We start from the raw sequence: 17590 nt of genomic DNA, 5'->3' as shown, positions 1-17590 counted from the left end.
CACCGCTCAATCCGTGCGTTTCCGTTCGCAGTGATGGGAGACTCATGCCGCATGTCCTGACCGCCGAGGCCGCTGTTAAAAAAATCCCGAAGGGGTGCCGCATCTTTTTAGGTTCGGGCGCGGCGCACCCGCTCGCGATCTCCGACGCGATGGCGGAACACTATGCTCATTTCTCCGACAACGAACTCATCCATTTAATGACGCTGGGCCACGCGGCCTTCGTCGGTGAAAAATTTCGCGGCCATCTGCGCGATAACAGTTTTTTCATCGGCGATAACGTGCGGACTGCGGTGCAGAGCGGGGAGGCGGATTACACGCCGATTTTTCTCTCCGAGATCCCCGGACTGTTCCGGTCCGGTTCGTTTCCGATCGCCGTCGCCATAATTATGGTGGCGCCTCCGGACCAGCACGGGATGTGTAGTCTCGGTGTGAGTGTGGATGTCGTCCGCGCGGCCGTCGAAGCGGCCGAGTTGGTCATCGCGCAGGTCAATCCGCAGATGCCGCGCACATTCGGCCAAGCGCTGCTGCCGTATGGTGAGATCGACTATGTCGTCGAGGCCGACTTGCCGTTGCCGGAAATCGCGCCTCCGGTGGAAGATGCGGTGATTGCCGCGATCGGAAAAAATGTTGCGAAGTTAATTCCCGACGGCGCAGTGGTGCAAATGGGTATCGGCGGCATCCCGAACGCCGTGCTCGCGAATTTGCGCGACAAAAACGATCTCGGTATCCATACGGAAATGTTTTCGGACGGCGTGATCGATCTGATCCGCGCCGGCAATATCACCAACGCGACGAAAAAAGTGCTCAAGGGTCGCACCGCGACCAGCTTCTGTTTCGGTTCGCGCCGCTTGTACGACTTCGTCCACGAAAATCCGTTGATCGAATTTTATCCTTCCGACTTTATCAACGATCCGTTTTGCATTGCGCAAAACGACGGCATGGTGGCCGTGAATTCGGCGCTGCAGATCGATCTCACCGGGCAGGTCTGTGCCGACTCGATCGGGTACAAGTTTTACAGTGGGATCGGCGGCCAAGTGGATTTTGTCCGCGGCGCCGCGCGTTCAGTTGGTGGAAAACCAATTATTGCGTTGCCCTCGACGGCCAAAGGAGGCGCGGTGTCGCGCATCGTCGGCGAATTGTCGCGCGGCGCAGGCGTGGTCACATCCCGCGGCGATATTCATTATGTCGTGACGGAGTACGGCATCGCGAGCTTGCACGGCAAATCGATTCGGCAACGGGCGACCTCGCTGATCCATATTGCCCATCCTGATTTCCGCGACGAACTGTTGTCGTTCGTGAAGGAGCGGCACTATGTCTACATCGATCAGCGCTGTGAACGGGAAACGACGCGCTTTTCCGGATTTGCAGAGGAACAGCGGGCGTTCGGCGGACACCAGATGCGTGTGCGCTCGCTGAAAATCACCGATGAACGACGCCTCCAAGAGTTTTTCTATTCGCACAGCGAAGACACGATTCGGCAACGCTACTTTCATTTGAAGACCACGATGCCACGTGAGATCGCCGCGCGGTTGGTGCAGCTCGATTACGATCGCAATATGGCGTTGGTCGTGTTGGAGCCGGGGCGTTACGACGACCGGATCGTCGCGATCGCGCGCTATGCCGGGGCGCCGGGTGCGGACACGGTCGAGCTCTCGTTCGTGGTCCATGAGGCGTATCAGCGGCAGGGGATGGGCGGCTATTTGTGCGGCCGCTTAGTCGAATACGCGCGGCGTTGCGGGATTCGCGAACTGCTTGCGAATTGCCTGGCCTCCAACCTCGGGATGCGCGCGATCTTCGACCGCCTCCAACCGCAAGTCTCCGCGTTGACGACGACCACCGAAGGCGACATCCTCCGCTATCGGTTTACATTGTGAAGCCGCTATGAAACGTCGCTATCTCCTTACGGGGCTGTTGTGGGCGAGTGGGGTACTAGTTGGCGTCGGGGCGGTGGGGGCGGCGCGAGAACAGCCTGCGCGCCCGTGCCTGGCGAACTATACTATTACGCGCGAGCGGGGGCCGTTGCCGGCCGGGGTGCTGTCGCCGCGGCCGTTGTTTGCATCGATCACGCCGTGCGGCGTGGCGCGGCAATATCCGGGAGAGCCGCAGGCGTGTGTGGTTGGGGGACTGCGGAGTGCGGCGTTGCGGCGCTACATGCCGCGTCGGATTGTGGAGTCGCTCCTCTATGCCGGCGATATCGAAACGATGTTACATCTGCATGCGACGTTCTGTCTCTCCGAGGAGATGGATTCGGCGGAGCAGTATCGAGCGAATTTTCACGGTTCGCACGCCTATTGTACCAATGAGTGCACGACGGCGCCGCTGGCGTTTACCGTCACGATCGATAAGCGGACTCGCACGGTGACGGTTCAATACTGACCATTGACGATCGCGGGATGCTTCGAGTATCGCACGCCGATGCCGCAACGACCGCGCTTTGGCGAGGGGCTATTCCTCTGGGCGATGGCTCGACCCTGGTGGGTCTTGGCGGTGGCGCTGTTGTTTTCCGTCTTGGCGCTGTTTGGCATTCAGCGTCTGCGCATTGAAGCGAATTTTGCCGATTCGCTCCCCGACGACCAACCGGAAGTGATTGAACTTCGGCATCTGCAACGCGTGGTGGGGGGCGCCAGCTACGTCATTGTCACAATTCGTCCTCCGTCGCCGGAGCTGGTGCCGCCGTTTCTCGATGCGCTGGCTGCGCGGCTCAAAGACCATCCCGATGTGCGGTATGTCGACTATCGGCCACCGAACGATTTCCTGCGCCGTGCCGCATTGCTCTTTATGCCACTGGCGGAGCTGCGCGAGTTCGCCGCCCAAGTGGAGCGACGGCTCGATCAACTGAAGTTGAAGGAGTTCTACGTCGACTTCTCCGGGCCGGAGGAATCGGCCATCAGCCTGCAAGCGCTCGACGCGAAATATCAATTCATAAAAGGGCATGACTGGTACCGCAACGACGCGGGTACATTGTTCGTGATGCTGATCAAGCCGACCGGTCGGGCGACCGATACGGCATTTACTACGCGCTTGCTGCGCGATGTGCGTGCGGCGATTGCTGCGAGTCGGGAGGCGCTCGGTCCAGCTTATGCGGCGCCTGAATTCGACGTGCGGCTGACGGGTCCGTACGTCAAGGCGATGACCCAATTGGCGCGCGTGGTGACGGATGCGAAGCGCGTCGCGTTGGTGTCGTTCGTCAGCATGGTCTTCGTGTTGACGCTCTACTTTCGGCGTAAGCGCGTAGTCGCGATGCTGATGCTGCCGCTCTCCATGGGCATTCTCTGGGCCATGGGGATGGCGTATCTGATGTTCGGCGCGCTCAATTTCTTCACGTCCGTGGCGTGCGCGGTCCTGATGGGTCTGGCGGATGATTTAGGGATCCACTTCTATAGTCACTACGCGGAGGCGCGCCGACGGAGCAAAGCTCCGCTGGCCGCCTTGCAGCACTGCTATCGTGAATTAGCGATGGCGATGTGGTTGGAAACCGTCACCACCGCCGCGGCGTTTTTTGCGCTGGCCTTCAGCGATTTCAAACCGCTCTTTCAATTCGGGATCATCGCTGGGGTTGGAATCTTTTGTACCTTGTTGGCAATGCTCTATGTCTTTCCGGCTCTTACGTTGATTTTTGAGCGGATCCGTCCGCTGCAGATCGAGGGGAGTGAGCCGCCACGCTTGGCGCGGCTGGCGGGGGCCATGTTCCCAGTGCTGACGCGACGTCGCACGTTCGTGTTGTTGTCGCTGTTAGTGGCGGCGTGCGTGGTGCCGGTGGCGATGGGACGGCTGCGACTCGACTACAACTACAGCAACATTATGGGCCTGCAGGCGACGAAGTCGCTCGATCAAGCTGTGGACGAGATCTTCACCTATTCGGTCAATCCGGAAGTGGCCCGTGCCGCGACGCCGGAAGACGCGAAGGCGTTTGCGCGGAGTCTGCGCAGCGCGCGGGACGCACGGCGGGCGCAAGGAGGACGGAGCACGATTCAAAACGCGCTCGCATTGGCGGACTTCGTGCCCGACGACCAGACGGAGAAGATGCAATTGGTGGCGCGGCTGCGCGCGGCTTTTACTCCCACGGTGCTCCGTCTGATGACCGCCGACGAGCGCGCCACGTATGAGCGGCTGGCCCCTGCGTTGGCGCCCACGCCGATTACTTTCCAGGATCTGCCTGCCGCCATTCTGAACAAATTCGAAGATCTGGAAGGTGGCTTCGGTCGCTTCCTGTATATCTTTCCCGATTTCGACCGGCAGGATGGTCGGGCACTCCGTACCTTCGTCCGCGAGGCCACGGAAGTCGCATGTCCCGATTGCCGAGAGCGCGTCGTCGTCTCGGGCGAATCGATCGTGTTCTTCCACGTCGTCGAGCAGCTCCTCTCCGAGGGACGCTGGGTTGTGGTCGCAAGTCTGCTGATGATTTGGGCCGCATTGCTCGTGTCGTTTCGCCGTTTCCGCCACGCCGCGCGGTGTTTTCTCCCGATGGCCGTCGGGATGACCGCGCTTTTTGGCATCATGGCACTCTGCGGTATCCAGTTCACGATTGTGAACCTCGCGGCGATTCCGATCCTGATGGGCATTGGAGTCGATTACGCGATCTATTGCTATCAACACGTTCGCCAACATGGTTGGACAAATTTCCGCAGCGTCTACCGACACGTGATGCCGTCCATTTTAGGGAGTTCGCTGACCACCATGTGCGGGTTCGGCGCGTTGCTTGCCGCCGACAACCACGGCGTCTTTTCGTTCGGGCTCGTCGCCGCGTTGGGCGTCGGCTGCTGTTGCCTGGCGGCGCTTCTTTGGCTGCCGGGACTGTTGGAATGGCAATGGCGTGAGGATGATGGCGAAATCGTTACTTCGTCAGAGTTGGTAATCGGCGAGTCCGTGCCGTCTGTGGCTGAGGGGCGACGCTAAGAACTCGTCGCGCATGAACGTAAAGAATCTACCCTCCGACGGCACGGTGTTTTTTGGCACCGCCTGCGCCGTGGTCGGAGTGACCAATTCCGACCCGCGGTCGATCAATAGCCGGGATGGTTGCCACCGCGTACGTCGAGTCCGCAAAACAGTGCATCCCGCTGGCAGAGATCGACTGTCGCCAGATCTTTCCCCGATGATGTAACAACGTCTCATGGATTGTTCCATTCGACCCCGGCCATTCTTGACAGCGTTGTTAAGGCGGGCAATGTAAAATCATGTCACAACGTTCAACGCGTTCCTTGGCACGGGATGATCGGATTGTTTGGGATCGTTTTGCCGAGACCTGGACTACGCTTGTGCGTGGCAACGATCCGTTTCGCCCGTATGTCATCTATCCCGCATTGCATCGCTTACTTGGTCATGTGGCCCACCGGCGCGTGTTGGATCTCGGTTGCGGTGAAGGGCAAGTTGCGCGGTGGATGGCGGCGCGCGGAGCGCACGTGACCGCGCTCGATCACTCGATGGCGTTGCTGCGGCACGCGCAAACTACAGAGGCTCGTGGCGACATTACGTATGTTCATGGGACGGCGTCGAACCTGTCGCGGTTCGCGAGTGGCCACTTCGATGTCGTGGTTGCTTCGATGAGTCTCATGGATATCTATTGTGTACGCCGGACTATTCGTGAGGTTGCGCGCGTGCTGGCGCCTGGTGGGCATTTTGTCTTCGCAATATTGCACCCCTGCTTTAATCCGAATCTTGGTGGCTGGTGGCCGCGCCGCGCGAAACAACCACGTTTTTTCACAATGGATGAATATTTTGGCGAACGACGGTTGCTGCAACGGTGGCCGCTCAGACATTTGAATGCGTATAATGTCGCCATGTATCATCGGCCGCTCAGCTATTACACTGAGGTATTGCATGCGGTGGGTTTGGGCATCCGCCGGCTTGTCGAACCACGCCCAACTATCGCAGCCGTCAAACGGTTTCCGATCCTCGCCCCGGCTGCCCGCGTCCCGTACTTTATCGTGATGGATGTGGCGCAGGTATGAGGGCAACCCTCCGACGGAGGGCAACTTTCCGCCGGAGCAAGCGTGACCACTTTGAACACGACCCTCCGACGCACAGCCCTCCGACGCACAGCCCTCCGACGGAGCACAACCTTCCGACGCACAACCTTCCGACGGAGCAACTGCCGTTCCCGGCAGAAAATCTTGGGGGGATACGGAACAGCCATAATGCAATCTTGAGATTGCTGCAGCAATCGCCCCTATTGTAGGCGAGGTGGAGCTATTCGGGGCATCGCAGGATGGTACGCAGTCAGTAAGGGGGTAAATCACGACGTGTTTCTATCACAACCAGCTCCGCACAGGACGTTGAGGGCGATACTCAAGAGCTTTGAGTCTGATTCAATTACTGCGGTTGTGGATTGCGCGCAGCTGTCTAGGGCGGTGCGAGCTGATAAGCCGTTTTGTGGGCCTGTCGCTGGACACGAGCGCATTTGGCCGCGCGGTAGGATTGGAGTGCTGCGTATCGATCATGTACCCAGTGTGGATCGCCGAGAAACGCTTGCTGGGTATAACCTGATGCTGGCCAGGCGTCTTCTGCTGCCACTAACTCATCGATCATCGCACGGTACGCCTGTTGGCGTGCGCCGTCCGTAGTCCCAAGGGCGAGGTAAGCAGGGGCTGGTGTAATGAGAGGATCAGGCCGTCCATTGGCGTAGTAATGGTACGACGTCCATTGATAGTCTTTGATATGAGGCACCATGCGGGCGCGGACCGGGTTGAGGTTGCCATAGGCCATGACATGCAGGTGCGTGGCATCATCTTGGATGAGCGGCGACTTGAAACGATCCATCACTACTTGTCCTTCACGCTGTAGTCGACGGTTCAATTGGCGAGCGAACACCCCATTCACGGTCCGCATGAAGGCGGAGAGTTCCTCTTTGGTGCCGAGAATCGTCCCGGTCAGGTGGGGGTGATTGTCCATTAAGTCGTAGGAATGGATGGCAATGTGGTATCGGTCTTTGTAACGGCAGAGCAGATCGTAGTAGGCCTGCTTTGCCCAGGGTTCCTGCAGCAGCCAGGCACGATTATGACACCGCCATGTTAGGTGAAAGGTGCAGCCGTCAGCAATCAACACATAGCGAGGATACGTCGCCATGCGGTTACGTCACAGCAAAACATGGGCCATGAAAATGATATTACAGCGCGGAGCATTCTGATTCGACAGTGATCGGCCGGTGCTCTATTTACGAACAGCACTGCCTAATTTCTTCATTCTTCTTTCTTGACTCCGTCTGACAGTACTCGGACAGTGTTATCAGGCCACAGATGATATGTTCCCGTGCCTGTGGCTGCATTGTTAGGTGTAATCTGCCGCTCGACATCCATCGCGGGTTAGATGGTGATGGAATTGGGCACGCGTGGTCAGGCGCAGTTGCAGCGCCAGTGCTGAGTCGGACTGTTTGAGTGACTGCACATCTCCGGGGATAGTAATGGTGCGAGTGGGGACCACCGACGTGGACGGGGCGCGCTCCCGCGACACAGTGGCATGACACTCCGAAACGACCTTGAGTCGATCTTGCGGCAAGTTCGCACGGAGGCCCGCCGTCTTGATGGGATAGTAGCCATCGAAATACGCCGTCGCAACGGCGCCCAACTTGTGCAGATACAGATAGGCATTCACCGATTCGAGCGGGTCGTAGGTCCATTCTAATGTTGTATGCCCAGCGGCACTTGCTTGCTCCGCGGCCGCGAGCAGCAGCCGCCGTCCAAACAAGAGTCCGCCGTGTCCGTGTGGTCCGACCAACGCGGCGAAGAGATGGGTGGGCACGACTTCGCTTTCATCGAAACTCCAGACCTGCCGCTGCACCCGTTGGCAATCGTCAAAATCCGCAAATGTGGTCAGTGGGCGAATCGACATAGGCGTTCCTTTTTTGTTGCGAGAGGAGTCATCCACCCTCCGCATCCTACGCCCACGCGACGGCGGCCTCGCAGTGGATCCGCACCGTATCGAACAATGGCACGGCGCTCTGCTCGGGGCGCAAGATGTGGGGAATTTCAGTGCAGCCGAGGATTACTCCGTCGGCGCCCTGTTGTTGAAATCGCTCGACCAGCTCGCGATACCGTTGCTGCGTGGCCGACGTCACTGTTCCATGGCACAATTCGCCATAGATCGAATCGTGAACGAATTGTTGCTCCGTCGCATCCGGCACGAGCGTCTCGATCGCGTAGCGCTCACGCAGCCGATCGCGATAGAAGCCGTCTTCCATCGTGTAGCGCGTGCCCAACAAGCCCACCTGCCGGCAGCCGCGCGCCTGAATCGCCGCAGCGGTGACATCGACCAGATGTATGAGGGGGATTGTTACCGCTGCCGCCACGTCATCGGCCCAGCGATGCATCGTATTGGCGCCGATCAATAGACACGCCGCGCCGGCACGTTCGACCGCTTGGGCGGCAGCCACGAGCTCCCGCGAGAGCCCAGCCCAATCGCTGCGCTGCCCCATCTCGACATGGTGTCCAAAATCGACCGAGTAGAGGACGAGCGGCGCCGAATGCAATCCGCCGAGTCGCGCCCGCACGAGGTGATTGAGTGTTTGATAATAAACCACAGTGGATTCCGGACTCAATCCACCTATGAGGCCGATCGTGCGCATGGGGGATCTGTAGCAGACGGTGGCCGAGAGGCAAGCGCAACCGGGAATCGGATGGTGTGTCGCATGCTCGCACATGCATCGCTGTGTGCGCCAAAGTACGCCAAAATACCAAAATAGTGCTGACTCCGTCGGATGCCAAACTTCTTGAGATGTTTGCAGTGTCCGGGCGGCTGGTCAATCTGGTTCCACTCGCCATGGCTCGCCGATGCGGATCTGACCCCCGGTTATGACTGCAGCGCGGATGCCGAGGTAGCGGTGCCCCAGCCGGCTCGCCATCTGATCGAACAATGGCTGGCGATGCACGCCAGTTTCCGAATCGACATCGATATTGGGGCAGCGACCAATCGGTTTAGTGAGCTGAAGTGTGACGGCGCCGATCGTGAGCCGCCGACCGCTCCATTGCAATTCGTTCCAGGCCGTGCCGCCCCCAGCCACACATTAATACGAAAACGCCGCAGGTCGATCGAGTGCTGATAGCGCTGTTCCATATCTGCGAGCGACGCGCGTAGTGCCACGGACACTGGGCCTTGGTTCGCATCGGTATAGCGCGTCTGCGGCCGTGCCGCATCGCCCAGGAGCTGTACGTGTTCCATCGTCGGATGATACGCCCGTTCGAATGCTGCACCGTGCGCAAGGTATTCCTCCACGACGGACGCCAGTCGTTGCCGACCGGCCAATGTCGAACAATCGGCCGCAATGAGGCAATGATCTTCCAGCCACAAAGACAGCGTCCGCTGTGCGGCGTCCCAGTGCGGACGGAGTCGTGCGAGTTGTGGAAAATCGTGTTGCGTGAGGAGCCGCTTCTTCGAGATCCATGGATGCGCGGTCGTTGCTATCAGGTCCGCGCTCAGCGTCGACACATGTTGCAACGCAAAATTGCGATCCCATTCCAGGCCAGCGTTGGGGAGCAATGCCGCCACTGCAACGGATTCCGTCTGTAGTCCTTTCACGATATGTCGATAGAGACGAAAGAGCTGCTGCATACTCAGCCGCTAGCATGGGACCGTTCGATAGTCCCGTTTGTTGTTTGAACGGAAGTGTTTGAAAATCGAACGCTCTGCTGACTCCGTCTGGATATTCCTTCACTCCGTCTGGTCCAGAGACATTCACTGACTCCGTCTGGATACGCAACGCACTTGAGATGCCGCCGTGCATGACTTGGCACACGGGCTGCAAGCTTGTGGTGGCCATGAGCCGGGGGCAATCGAGTGTGGAATATCTGTTGGGTGTGGCGGTGATCGTGTTGGGCGTTGTCGCCGCCATGCTCACGCCGCGGCTGTGGCACGCGTTGCGGCATTTCCATCACGACATCACCGCGCGAGTTGGCACGGATGCGGTGCAATGAACCGAACAATAGAGGGAGGCGCAATGATGCAACGACAACGGAGACGGTTTGGTAATCAACGCGGTCAGACGGCGACGGAATACGTGCTGATTATTTCAGTCATCGTACTCGGTCTCTTGGCCGCGGCGTCGTTTCTGATCCCCAACATGCAACAAGGGACGCAGACGCTGACACAGAGTCTCACGCAGCGATTCCAAAACAATCCGCTGACGCAGTGCGGACCGAATGGACAGTGCTAATGACCAGCCGACGGCACACAACCCGCGGCAGCACCCTCGTCGAATTGGTGTTGGCGTTGCCGCTGTTCCTGGCGGGACTCCTCTCGGTTGTTTGGTTCGCGGTGCGCGGCGTGGAAAAATTGGTCAGCGTCTATGCCATGTTTATCGGGATTCGTGCGGCGAGTGTCCAAGTGGCGGATGGCGATCTGGTGGCGTCGTGGCAAATGGATGCAATCGACTCGCGGGCGCGGCGTTGGCAACAATTGGCGCCGCCGTGGCGACTCGGCCACGTCCCGCAACCGGTCGGGCATGCCGCCCCGCAGGGAGATAATCCGTTGCCATGAGCACGCACCGCCACATGCATCAGACAGCCATGCGAGCAGCACGGACTCGCGGCCAAGTGGCGATCCTCGCGTTGTTGTTGCTCCCGCTGCTGATCGTGCTGCTCGTAGTGCTGGCCGACGTGGCGCTCACGGTCGTCACGAAGGTGCGATTACAAGTCGTGGCGGATCGTGCCGCGTTGGCCGCAGCGGATTCATTGGCCACGACATTGAACCAACTGGGGCAGCAGAATTGGCGGATCCATCGCGAATTCGTCGAGCATGAACGGCACGTGCAGCAGCACCAACATAAAGACGAGGCGGAGGCGAAATCCCAATTTGCGGCCCGCCAGGCCACTATCGACGCGATTCGTGGCGAGATGGACACCGCCGTGGCCGACGGCTACACACGGGCCTGCGACGCAGCGTTGGCCGTCGTGGAGGCGCAGGCCCCGTGGGCCGAGCTGCTGCCGTTAGTCGGCGGCACGCGGGTCGTCCCCACAAGTGAAGGCCGGCGCTGCATTGCAGACGAGCCGCTGTTCGATTTCGGTGGCGACCAAGTCCGCGCCGACCAGTGGCCCGAATTGACGGCGAGCTACACCGACGGCGGCGACGGTTTCGAAGACCCCGCGCGGGTGCAAGAAGTCACAGAACGCCTGCTGTCGTATCGCTTGAAGCCCCCCGGAGAGGGGCAGCAAGTCGCGTTCGCGGTGCGTCTTCGCAGTCGTCCGCCACTCAGCTACTTTCCCGACACCTTCGACGACAGCGACCTGTGGCTCCAGGGCTCGGCCGCGGCACAGCCGTATGGGGGCTCGGTGGAACGAACCGCGTTTCTGGAAACCGACGACGAGGCCGAGGCACGAGCGAGTGCCGAAGATGCCGGTTGGACCTACGAGGCCACATTGATGCCGCTCGCCACGCTTCAGCAGCCGGCGTTGGGTTATCGCGGATTGCGTTATTTCGACGAAGTGGAGGGATGGACCGATGATGTCGAGACGTATCTGCACTAGTCGCGGGGCCGCGCTGACGGAACTGCTGTGGGTGACCACGTTGCTCGGCATTGTCGTGTACACGTACGCGACCGTGGCGCATCGTGGGTTGCAGGCATTCGGCCGCGTCGTCGGATGGGTGGCGGAAGGGGGCTGAGCGAAATGCAAAGTGCAAATAGCAATATGCACAATGAGCCAGAGCGCGGGTCGTTACATCTTTTGGATCGCCTTAATCGGTATCGAGGTCCCGTCTCAGTGGTCTGCGGCGCGATCGCGGCCTTGATTAGTCTCGTCTACTTTAGCGGCCGCGATGCCTGGCTGCGAGCGCAGGGGCGGTCGGTGCCGGTGCTGACGGCGGCGACCGATCTCCCTGCGGGCGTGGCCCTGGCGCCGACGCATCTGCGGATCGTTGCCATCCCACGGCAGTTTATCCCCGCCGGCGTGCTGACGCGCGCGGAAGATGCCGTGGGGCTGGTCACGCTCACTGGGCTGCGTGCCGGCGAGCCGATCACTGATACGCGGATCGCGCCCGCCACGCAGGCGGCGCAGGTCGCGGCTGCGGTCCCGGCGGGGCGCCGTGCCGTGAGTGTGCCGTATCAAGCCGCGCGCGCCGCGGGCGGACTGGTGCGTCCCCACGACCGCGTGGACCTGTTGGTTAGTTTCGATTTCGGCGCGCGCGACGCCGCGGAGACTTCGGTCTTCACGGTGCTGCGCAATTTGGAAGTGCTGGCGGTGAATCGGGAGATCAGCGGCACGGCGCCGCTGCGCGATCTAAAACTCGACGCGGCGTCCACGCTCGCGGCGCGGCGTGAGGCCGCGAGCGAGGGCACGGTCACATTGGCCGTGACGCCGGAAGAGGCCCAGCGCGTGGTGTTTGCGGTCGAAAACGGCGTCGTGCATTTAACGCTGCGTGGGAACGGCGAACACGAGGAGGCTGCGCCGATCTTGGCCCCGGCTACGGCCGCAAACGTCACCGGGCTCTCCAGCCTGATTCGCAGGAGGGAATATCGTGGACGCTAACGACTGCCATGCCGTGCGTAGGTGGGTGCGTGCGTTTCTCATCTGCTGGCCCGTGCTGTTCGTCGCGCTGCCGCTCTGGGCCGTAGAACAGCGCGCGCAGCAGCTGGTGAAAGGACAATCGTCGACGCTCACCACCGATTACGAAATCGGCGACGCCGCGATCACCGATCCCTCGGTCTGCGACTTCGTAGTGCGGGACAGTCGCCGCGAAGTGTATTTGAACGCGCGCGCCCCCGGCGCGGTGACACTCACGTTGTGGGATCAGCAAGGCGTGCAGCGCGATGTCATTCCGGTCCAAGTGACGAGCGCCGACTTGGCCGCGATCCAGGCCAAGGCCTCCACGGCCATTGGGACTGCCGGGCTCCGGTTCGTACGGCGCGGCGATGAGATCGTGCTCGAAGGCGAAGTCGATTCTGCAGCGGCCTTGGCGCGAGCCGACGCGCTCGCCGCCAGCGAGCCGCATGTCCGCAATGCGGTGCGATTGGGCGCGAAGGCCCTCGACCGTTTGAGTGCGGACATCGCACGTGCCGTGGGGCGTCCCGGCATCACTGTGCGGCGGGTGCAAGACCAACTGTTGCTCGAAGGGATCGCATACAGCCCCGAAGCGGCCAAACGGGCGGAGCAGATTGCACGTATTTATCACAGTGCCGTGGTGAATTTACTCGAAGTGCGGAACACCACGCGCGCCCCGGGCGAACGCCCAATGGTGCACTTGGATGTCTACTTCATGGAATTGAAGAAGAGCGCGTTGCGCGGATTCGGCGTGCGGTGGACGCCGGGCGCCACGGCGCGGAGTCACGGCGAGGGACTCGGTGGGTTGCTCGGCTCCGCTGTCGGCGTGGTCTTCAATCTGTTGCCGAAAGTCCATTTGGCGCGCGAACGCGGCGAAGCGAAGATCCTCGAACATCCGAATCTCGTGGTGAAGAGCGGCGAGAACGCCGTGTTCTTCAGCGGAAGCGAAGTCCCGTATCAAAGCGGCCAAGGTGTGCAATTCAAAGAGGTCGGTGTAAAGATCGAAGCCGAACCGATCGCGTACGGCGACGACGTCGATCTGAAAATCAACGCGACGATCTCCGCGTTAGGGAGCGGCGAAAATCGCGCGATCGATCGACGCACCATTGCCACCAGCGCATATTGCAAGAGCGGTGAGAGCATTATCCTCGGCGGTCTGTGGAATCACGGCGCGGCCACGAGTTGGAATAAAATTCCGGACGGTGTCGACACCTCGTCGGCGCTGTTCACGTTGGCCCTCTCGAAGGATTTCCAGTCGCGCCAATCCGATTTCGTGATCTTCGTGACGCCGCGGACCACGACGCATGCGACCCGCGCGGAACAAGCGCTGCAGGACTGGGAGGCGTTGCGTCAGGAGCTGGAACGGCCACCGACCAAACGCATCCGGACGCGCGATGCGTCGCGTTGGTCGCGGCCCGAGTTTGCCCGATCACCGCGCCGCGATCACGAAGACGTAACCACGAATGCCACGGCAATCACGGAGACACCGGTGCCGCGCACCCCCGCAGCGTCTCCAGCCCATCCCGCGCGCGTGATCCAACTCCCGGAGGCATTACAATGACCCGCGTCGTTTGCGTGATGGGCGCTAAAGATGGTGTCGGCTGCACGACGCTGGCAGTCAATCTCGGGATTGTCTGGTCCGAAGATCCCACGGAACGCGTGCTGTTGATCGACGCCGACCGCGATCACGCCGGCGACGTGGCCAGCCAACTCGGTGTGGCCCAGCTGCGCAGCTGGACCGCTGCACGCGACGCGTGGACGCGCTGGCGCGGGGCCGCGCTGGAGGGATTTCTGGCCGTGCCGAGTCGCCCGCTGAGCGCTGTGGCGTGCGACACCGCGCTGCCGACTGCGGCGCTGACCACGCAGCTGTCCAGCGCGATGGCGGCGTTGCGCGCACAATATTCCACGGTCGTGCTGGATGCCGGGAGTCGTCTGACGCCCGACATCGCGGCGTGGTGGCCGTGGGTTACGCACTGGGCCTGCGTCGTCACGCCGGATCCGGGCGCGCTGCATGCCGCCGTGCGCCTGCTTGCGGCCTGGCAACGCGCGTTTATTGCGGCGCCGCACCGATTGGTGTGTGGGAATCGATGGGGCGACCAAGCCCCAATCTCCGTCGTGACCGCAGCGGAACGGCTCGGCCATCCTCTCGTGTTCGCGCTCCCTGACGAGCCATTGGCCGCTGCGGCCACCGCCGAAGGACTGCCACTGGCGATGCGTCGACCATCGCCCGGATGGGTGTACGCATTGCGCGAAGGTTGCGATCGCTGGGTCGCCGTGGCGCCGTTGGCCCCCGACGTCGTCCGTCCGGAACAGCTGTTCCCGCAACTGCGCACCGAACGGACTGCGACGCCTGTCTCGACGGAAGCGGCCCCGCCGTCGCTTGATGGGCTCAAGGATCGTTTGCTCGATCAATTTTTTTCAGAAGCGGACGCCGCTACCTTGCCCGCAGCAGCAACACCGTGCATGTCCACGCCCAACGAGGACCCACGGCGCATCGCCGCGGAGGCCGTGATGGTCCGCGTGCTCGACGCCCATGCCGCAGCGCTCCCGGCCACCGTGGATCGCACGCAGTTGCTGATTGAACTCCTCGATGAAGCCTTACTGCTCGGTCCATTAGAGGTCTTGCTCGCCGATCCCGATGTCACGGAGGTGATGGTCAATGGACCGAACGAAGTCTACGTGGAGCGGCAAGGCCGACTCACGCGGACGGCGGTGCATTTCCGGCACCGAGGACAGTTACAACGCGTGATCGAGCGGATCGTCAGCGGCGCGGGACGTCGTGTGGATGAGAGCTCGCCAATCGTCGATGCGCGGCTGTCGGATGGAGCGCGTGTGAATATTGTCCTGGCGCCGCTCGCATTGAATGGCCCGATCCTAACCATTCGTCGCTTTGGAACAACGGCGTGGACATTGGCGCGGCTTCAGGAACGCGGCGCCGTTACGGCGCAGCGTGCGGAACAGTTGGCGGCGTTGGTGCGGGCGCGGAAAAACATCCTCGTGGTCGGCGGCACGGGGAGCGGCAAGACGACGCTGCTGAATGCCCTCTCCGGTTGTATCTCCGCGACCGAACGAATCATCACGATCGAAGACGCGGCGGAATTGCAGTTGCAACAGCCGCATGTCGTGCGTCTCGAGGCACGGCCGGCCAATTTGGAAGGGGCGGGCGCGATCACGATCCGCGACTTGGTGCGCACCGCGCTGCGGATGCGTCCGGACCGGATTATTGTCGGCGAATGTCGCGGCGGCGAGGCGCTCGATATGTTGCAAGCGATGAATACCGGACACGATGGGTCTCTCACCACACTCCACGCGAACAGTCCGCGCGAGGCAATCGCGCGCTTAGCGACGCTCGTCTGTTTCGCCGGCGTCGATCTGCCGCTGCGCGCCATTTACGAACAAGTTGTCGGCGCACTCGATGTCGTCGTGCAAGTGGTGCGGCGGGCGACCGGGGAGCGGGCGGTTGCGGACGTGATGGCCGTCGTCGGTTTGGCGGGCGATACCGTCGAACTGCAGGAGGTCGCCGATGCGCCGACTGCGTAATAATCTGCGAGATGTCCTCCCCCTCACCCAACCCTCTCCCCAAAGGGAGAGGGAGGCGGCTGCCCCGCGGACTGCTGCGGGGCGCATCTATCGCCAGCGGCGTGCGGCCCAACGCGAGATGCCGGAGGCCGTGACGCTGCTCGCAAACGCGCTCGGCGCCGGATTGCCGTTGTCGCACGCGGTGCAGTTTGTGGCTGCGCAGGGGGCGCCGGTTGTGCGCCCCGCCTTTGCCCGAGTCGCTGCTGAATTGGAACTCGGGATGCCGCTCGCCGGTGCGCTGCGCACTTTACGCGACGACATCGGTGGCGACGACGTGGAGCAACTCCTCTTCGCCCTCGGCGCGCTACACGCGGCGGGCGGCAATCTGATCGCCGTGTTGCAGCAGCTCGCTGCAACGATGCGGGAGCGAGCCCGCGTGCGGGGGCGGGTGCGCGTGATGGTCACGCAAGGGATGGTCAGCGGCCTCATCATTGCCGGACTGCCGCTGCTGCTACTCGCCGTGTTAGCGCGCTTTGCGCCGCAATTCGTGACGCCGCTTTGGACCACGGCGTTGGGGCGACTGTTTTTCGGTGCCGGGCTGGTGTTGGAAATGTTGGGGCTGTTGTGGATTTCACGCATCGTGCGTGTGGAGATTTCATGATGGCGTCCATTGGCACCGTGGTGGTGGCCCTACTCTTTTGTGGCGCGCTGGGCGTGGGCGTCGCCGTCCTTGTGGCATGGGGCGCGGACCAGCAGGCGCGGCAGGCCGCGCGCGTGCGCTTGCAGATGACGACGTCCGGCGCAGCCTGGATGGCCGTGCTGATCGGGCCGCTGGCGGTGCAGTTGCGCCCGTGGTTACAGCGGCCGTGGTGCGACGTGTATCGCCAACAACTGGATCAAGTCTTCGTCGGCCTTGGGCTGCGGGCGTGGCGGAGTGAACATCTGGTTGCAGGCGTCGGCGTGCTGGTCGTGTTGTTCGGAAGCCTCTTCACCGTCTGCACGTCGCTCGGCGCGCGCAGCATTCTCCCGGCCCTCTGTTGCGGTGTGACGTTGCCGGGCGTGTGGTTGCGCTGTGCCTGGTTGGCGCGGTGTCACTCCATCGAGCGTGTACTTCCAATGGTCATGGAACTCTTGGCGACGGCCGTGGCGGCCGGTCTCGATCTGACGTCGGCCACCGCGCGTGTCGCCGAGGCGCTGCCCGATTCGCCGCTGCGTCGATTGCTCGACCAACTGCGTGCCGATCTGGTGGTTGGCGTCGGCCAGGCAGCTGCCTGGCGCGGCTTCGCGGTTCGCGCGGCGGTGCCCGCCGTAGAGCGTTTTGTGGCGTTGCTTGCGCAAGCGCAACGCCTCGGCACGCCGATTGCGGAGTTGCTGCAGGCGCAGGCCGTCGCGTTGCGCACCGAACGCTTCCAACATGCGGAACGCCGCGGGGCCGTGGCGAGTCAACTGTTGCTGCTCCCGACCATCATTTGCATCCTCCCGGCGTATTTCTGCCTCGTGCTCGGCGGGCTGATCGCCGGTTTCGTAACATACGGGTGGGAGGGGATGTTTTAGGGAAAGGCAAAATGCAAATATCAAAATGCAAAATCCAAAATGGACGACGTGGACTC

18 protein-coding genes are annotated in these 17590 nt (G+C 61.7%); 14 read left to right on the top strand and 4 right to left on the bottom strand.

Features of this window, described 5'->3' with window-relative positions; translation table 11 throughout:
• The first annotated feature begins 44 nt into the window (after nt 1–44).
• The 4 genes from HY696_09405 (at nt 45) to HY696_09390 (ending at nt 5948) form a co-directional block, all read left to right on the top strand.
• Entirely contained in the window at nt 45–1874 is a 1830-nt protein-coding gene (locus tag HY696_09405; protein MBI4238613.1) for a GNAT family N-acetyltransferase, read from the top strand.
• Between the two features lie 7 nt (nt 1875–1881).
• Nucleotides 1882–2376 carry a hypothetical protein gene (locus HY696_09400; protein ID MBI4238612.1) on the top strand — a complete coding sequence of 165 codons (495 nt, stop codon included), beginning with the start codon at nt 1882–1884 and terminating at the stop codon, nt 2374–2376.
• Nucleotides 2377–2415: 39 nt separating this feature from the next.
• Nucleotides 2416–4896: an MMPL family transporter gene (locus tag HY696_09395; protein MBI4238611.1), complete on the top strand. Its 2481-nt coding sequence runs from the start codon at nt 2416–2418 to the stop codon at nt 4894–4896.
• Nucleotides 4897–5174: 278 nt separating this feature from the next.
• Nucleotides 5175–5948, top strand: a complete 774-nt coding sequence (locus HY696_09390) for a class I SAM-dependent methyltransferase (GenBank protein ID MBI4238610.1) — start codon at nt 5175–5177, stop codon at nt 5946–5948.
• Nucleotides 5949–6339: 391 nt separating this feature from the next.
• Here HY696_09390 and HY696_09385 read toward each other — a convergent pair whose 3' ends face one another.
• The 4 genes from HY696_09385 to HY696_09370 all read right to left on the bottom strand — a co-directional run bounded on the left by HY696_09385 (nt 6340) and on the right by HY696_09370 (nt 9540).
• Nucleotides 6340–7062, bottom strand: coding sequence for a transposase (locus HY696_09385; protein MBI4238609.1), 723 nt, complete (start codon nt 7060–7062; stop codon nt 6340–6342).
• A 201-nt stretch (nt 7063–7263) separates the two neighbouring features.
• On the bottom strand, nt 7264–7824 hold the full coding sequence (locus HY696_09380) for a hypothetical protein (protein ID MBI4238608.1): 561 nt from the start codon (nt 7822–7824) through the stop codon (nt 7264–7266).
• 46 nt (nt 7825–7870) lie between these two features.
• Nucleotides 7871–8557, bottom strand: a complete 687-nt coding sequence (locus tag HY696_09375) for an aspartate/glutamate racemase family protein (protein MBI4238607.1) — start codon at nt 8555–8557, stop codon at nt 7871–7873.
• A 224-nt stretch (nt 8558–8781) separates the two neighbouring features.
• The gene (locus HY696_09370; protein ID MBI4238606.1) at nt 8782–9540 is read right to left on the bottom strand and encodes an MOSC N-terminal beta barrel domain-containing protein; all 759 of its coding nucleotides are present in this window, start codon (nt 9538–9540) and stop codon (nt 8782–8784) included.
• 206 nt (nt 9541–9746) lie between these two features.
• Here HY696_09370 and HY696_09365 point away from each other — a divergent pair, with 206 nt between their 5' ends.
• Genes HY696_09365 through HY696_09320 form a run of 10 tightly spaced genes read left to right on the top strand, consistent with a single transcriptional unit; the run spans nt 9747 to nt 17534 of the window.
• A complete protein-coding gene (locus HY696_09365) occupies nt 9747–9902 on the top strand; it encodes a hypothetical protein (protein ID MBI4238605.1) in 156 nt (51 codons plus the stop codon).
• A gap of 23 nt (nt 9903–9925) precedes the next feature.
• Nucleotides 9926–10141 carry a hypothetical protein gene (locus tag HY696_09360; GenBank protein ID MBI4238604.1) on the top strand — a complete coding sequence of 72 codons (216 nt, stop codon included), beginning with the start codon at nt 9926–9928 and terminating at the stop codon, nt 10139–10141.
• Nucleotides 10141–10464 carry a hypothetical protein gene (locus tag HY696_09355; protein ID MBI4238603.1) on the top strand — a complete coding sequence of 108 codons (324 nt, stop codon included), beginning with the start codon at nt 10141–10143 and terminating at the stop codon, nt 10462–10464. Before HY696_09360 ends, HY696_09355 begins: the two co-directional genes overlap by 1 nt.
• A 29-nt stretch (nt 10465–10493) precedes the next feature.
• A complete protein-coding gene (locus tag HY696_09350) occupies nt 10494–11450 on the top strand; it encodes a hypothetical protein (protein ID MBI4238602.1) in 957 nt (318 codons plus the stop codon).
• Entirely contained in the window at nt 11428–11586 is a 159-nt protein-coding gene (locus tag HY696_09345; GenBank protein MBI4238601.1) for a hypothetical protein, read from the top strand. The genes HY696_09350 and HY696_09345 overlap by 23 nt, the downstream gene beginning before the upstream one ends.
• 26 nt (nt 11587–11612) lie before the next feature.
• Nucleotides 11613–12449: a Flp pilus assembly protein CpaB gene (cpaB, locus tag HY696_09340; protein MBI4238600.1), complete on the top strand. Its 837-nt coding sequence runs from the start codon at nt 11613–11615 to the stop codon at nt 12447–12449.
• Nucleotides 12439–14022, top strand: a complete 1584-nt coding sequence (locus HY696_09335; GenBank protein ID MBI4238599.1) for a pilus assembly protein N-terminal domain-containing protein — start codon at nt 12439–12441, stop codon at nt 14020–14022. Before cpaB ends, HY696_09335 begins: the two co-directional genes overlap by 11 nt.
• Nucleotides 14019–16001 carry a Flp pilus assembly complex ATPase component TadA gene (gene tadA, locus HY696_09330; protein MBI4238598.1) on the top strand — a complete coding sequence of 661 codons (1983 nt, stop codon included), beginning with the start codon at nt 14019–14021 and terminating at the stop codon, nt 15999–16001. The genes HY696_09335 and tadA overlap by 4 nt, the downstream gene beginning before the upstream one ends.
• On the top strand, nt 15985–16641 hold the full coding sequence (locus HY696_09325) for a type II secretion system F family protein (protein MBI4238597.1): 657 nt from the start codon (nt 15985–15987) through the stop codon (nt 16639–16641). Before tadA ends, HY696_09325 begins: the two co-directional genes overlap by 17 nt.
• Entirely contained in the window at nt 16638–17534 is an 897-nt protein-coding gene (locus tag HY696_09320) for a type II secretion system F family protein (protein ID MBI4238596.1), read from the top strand. The genes HY696_09325 and HY696_09320 overlap by 4 nt, the downstream gene beginning before the upstream one ends.
• The last annotated feature ends 56 nt before the right edge of the window (nt 17535–17590 follow it).

The sequence above is a fragment of the Deltaproteobacteria bacterium genome (genome assembly GCA_016210045.1).
GTDB lineage: Bacteria > UBA10199 > UBA10199.
This window is presented reverse-complemented; position numbering and strand designations above follow the sequence as displayed.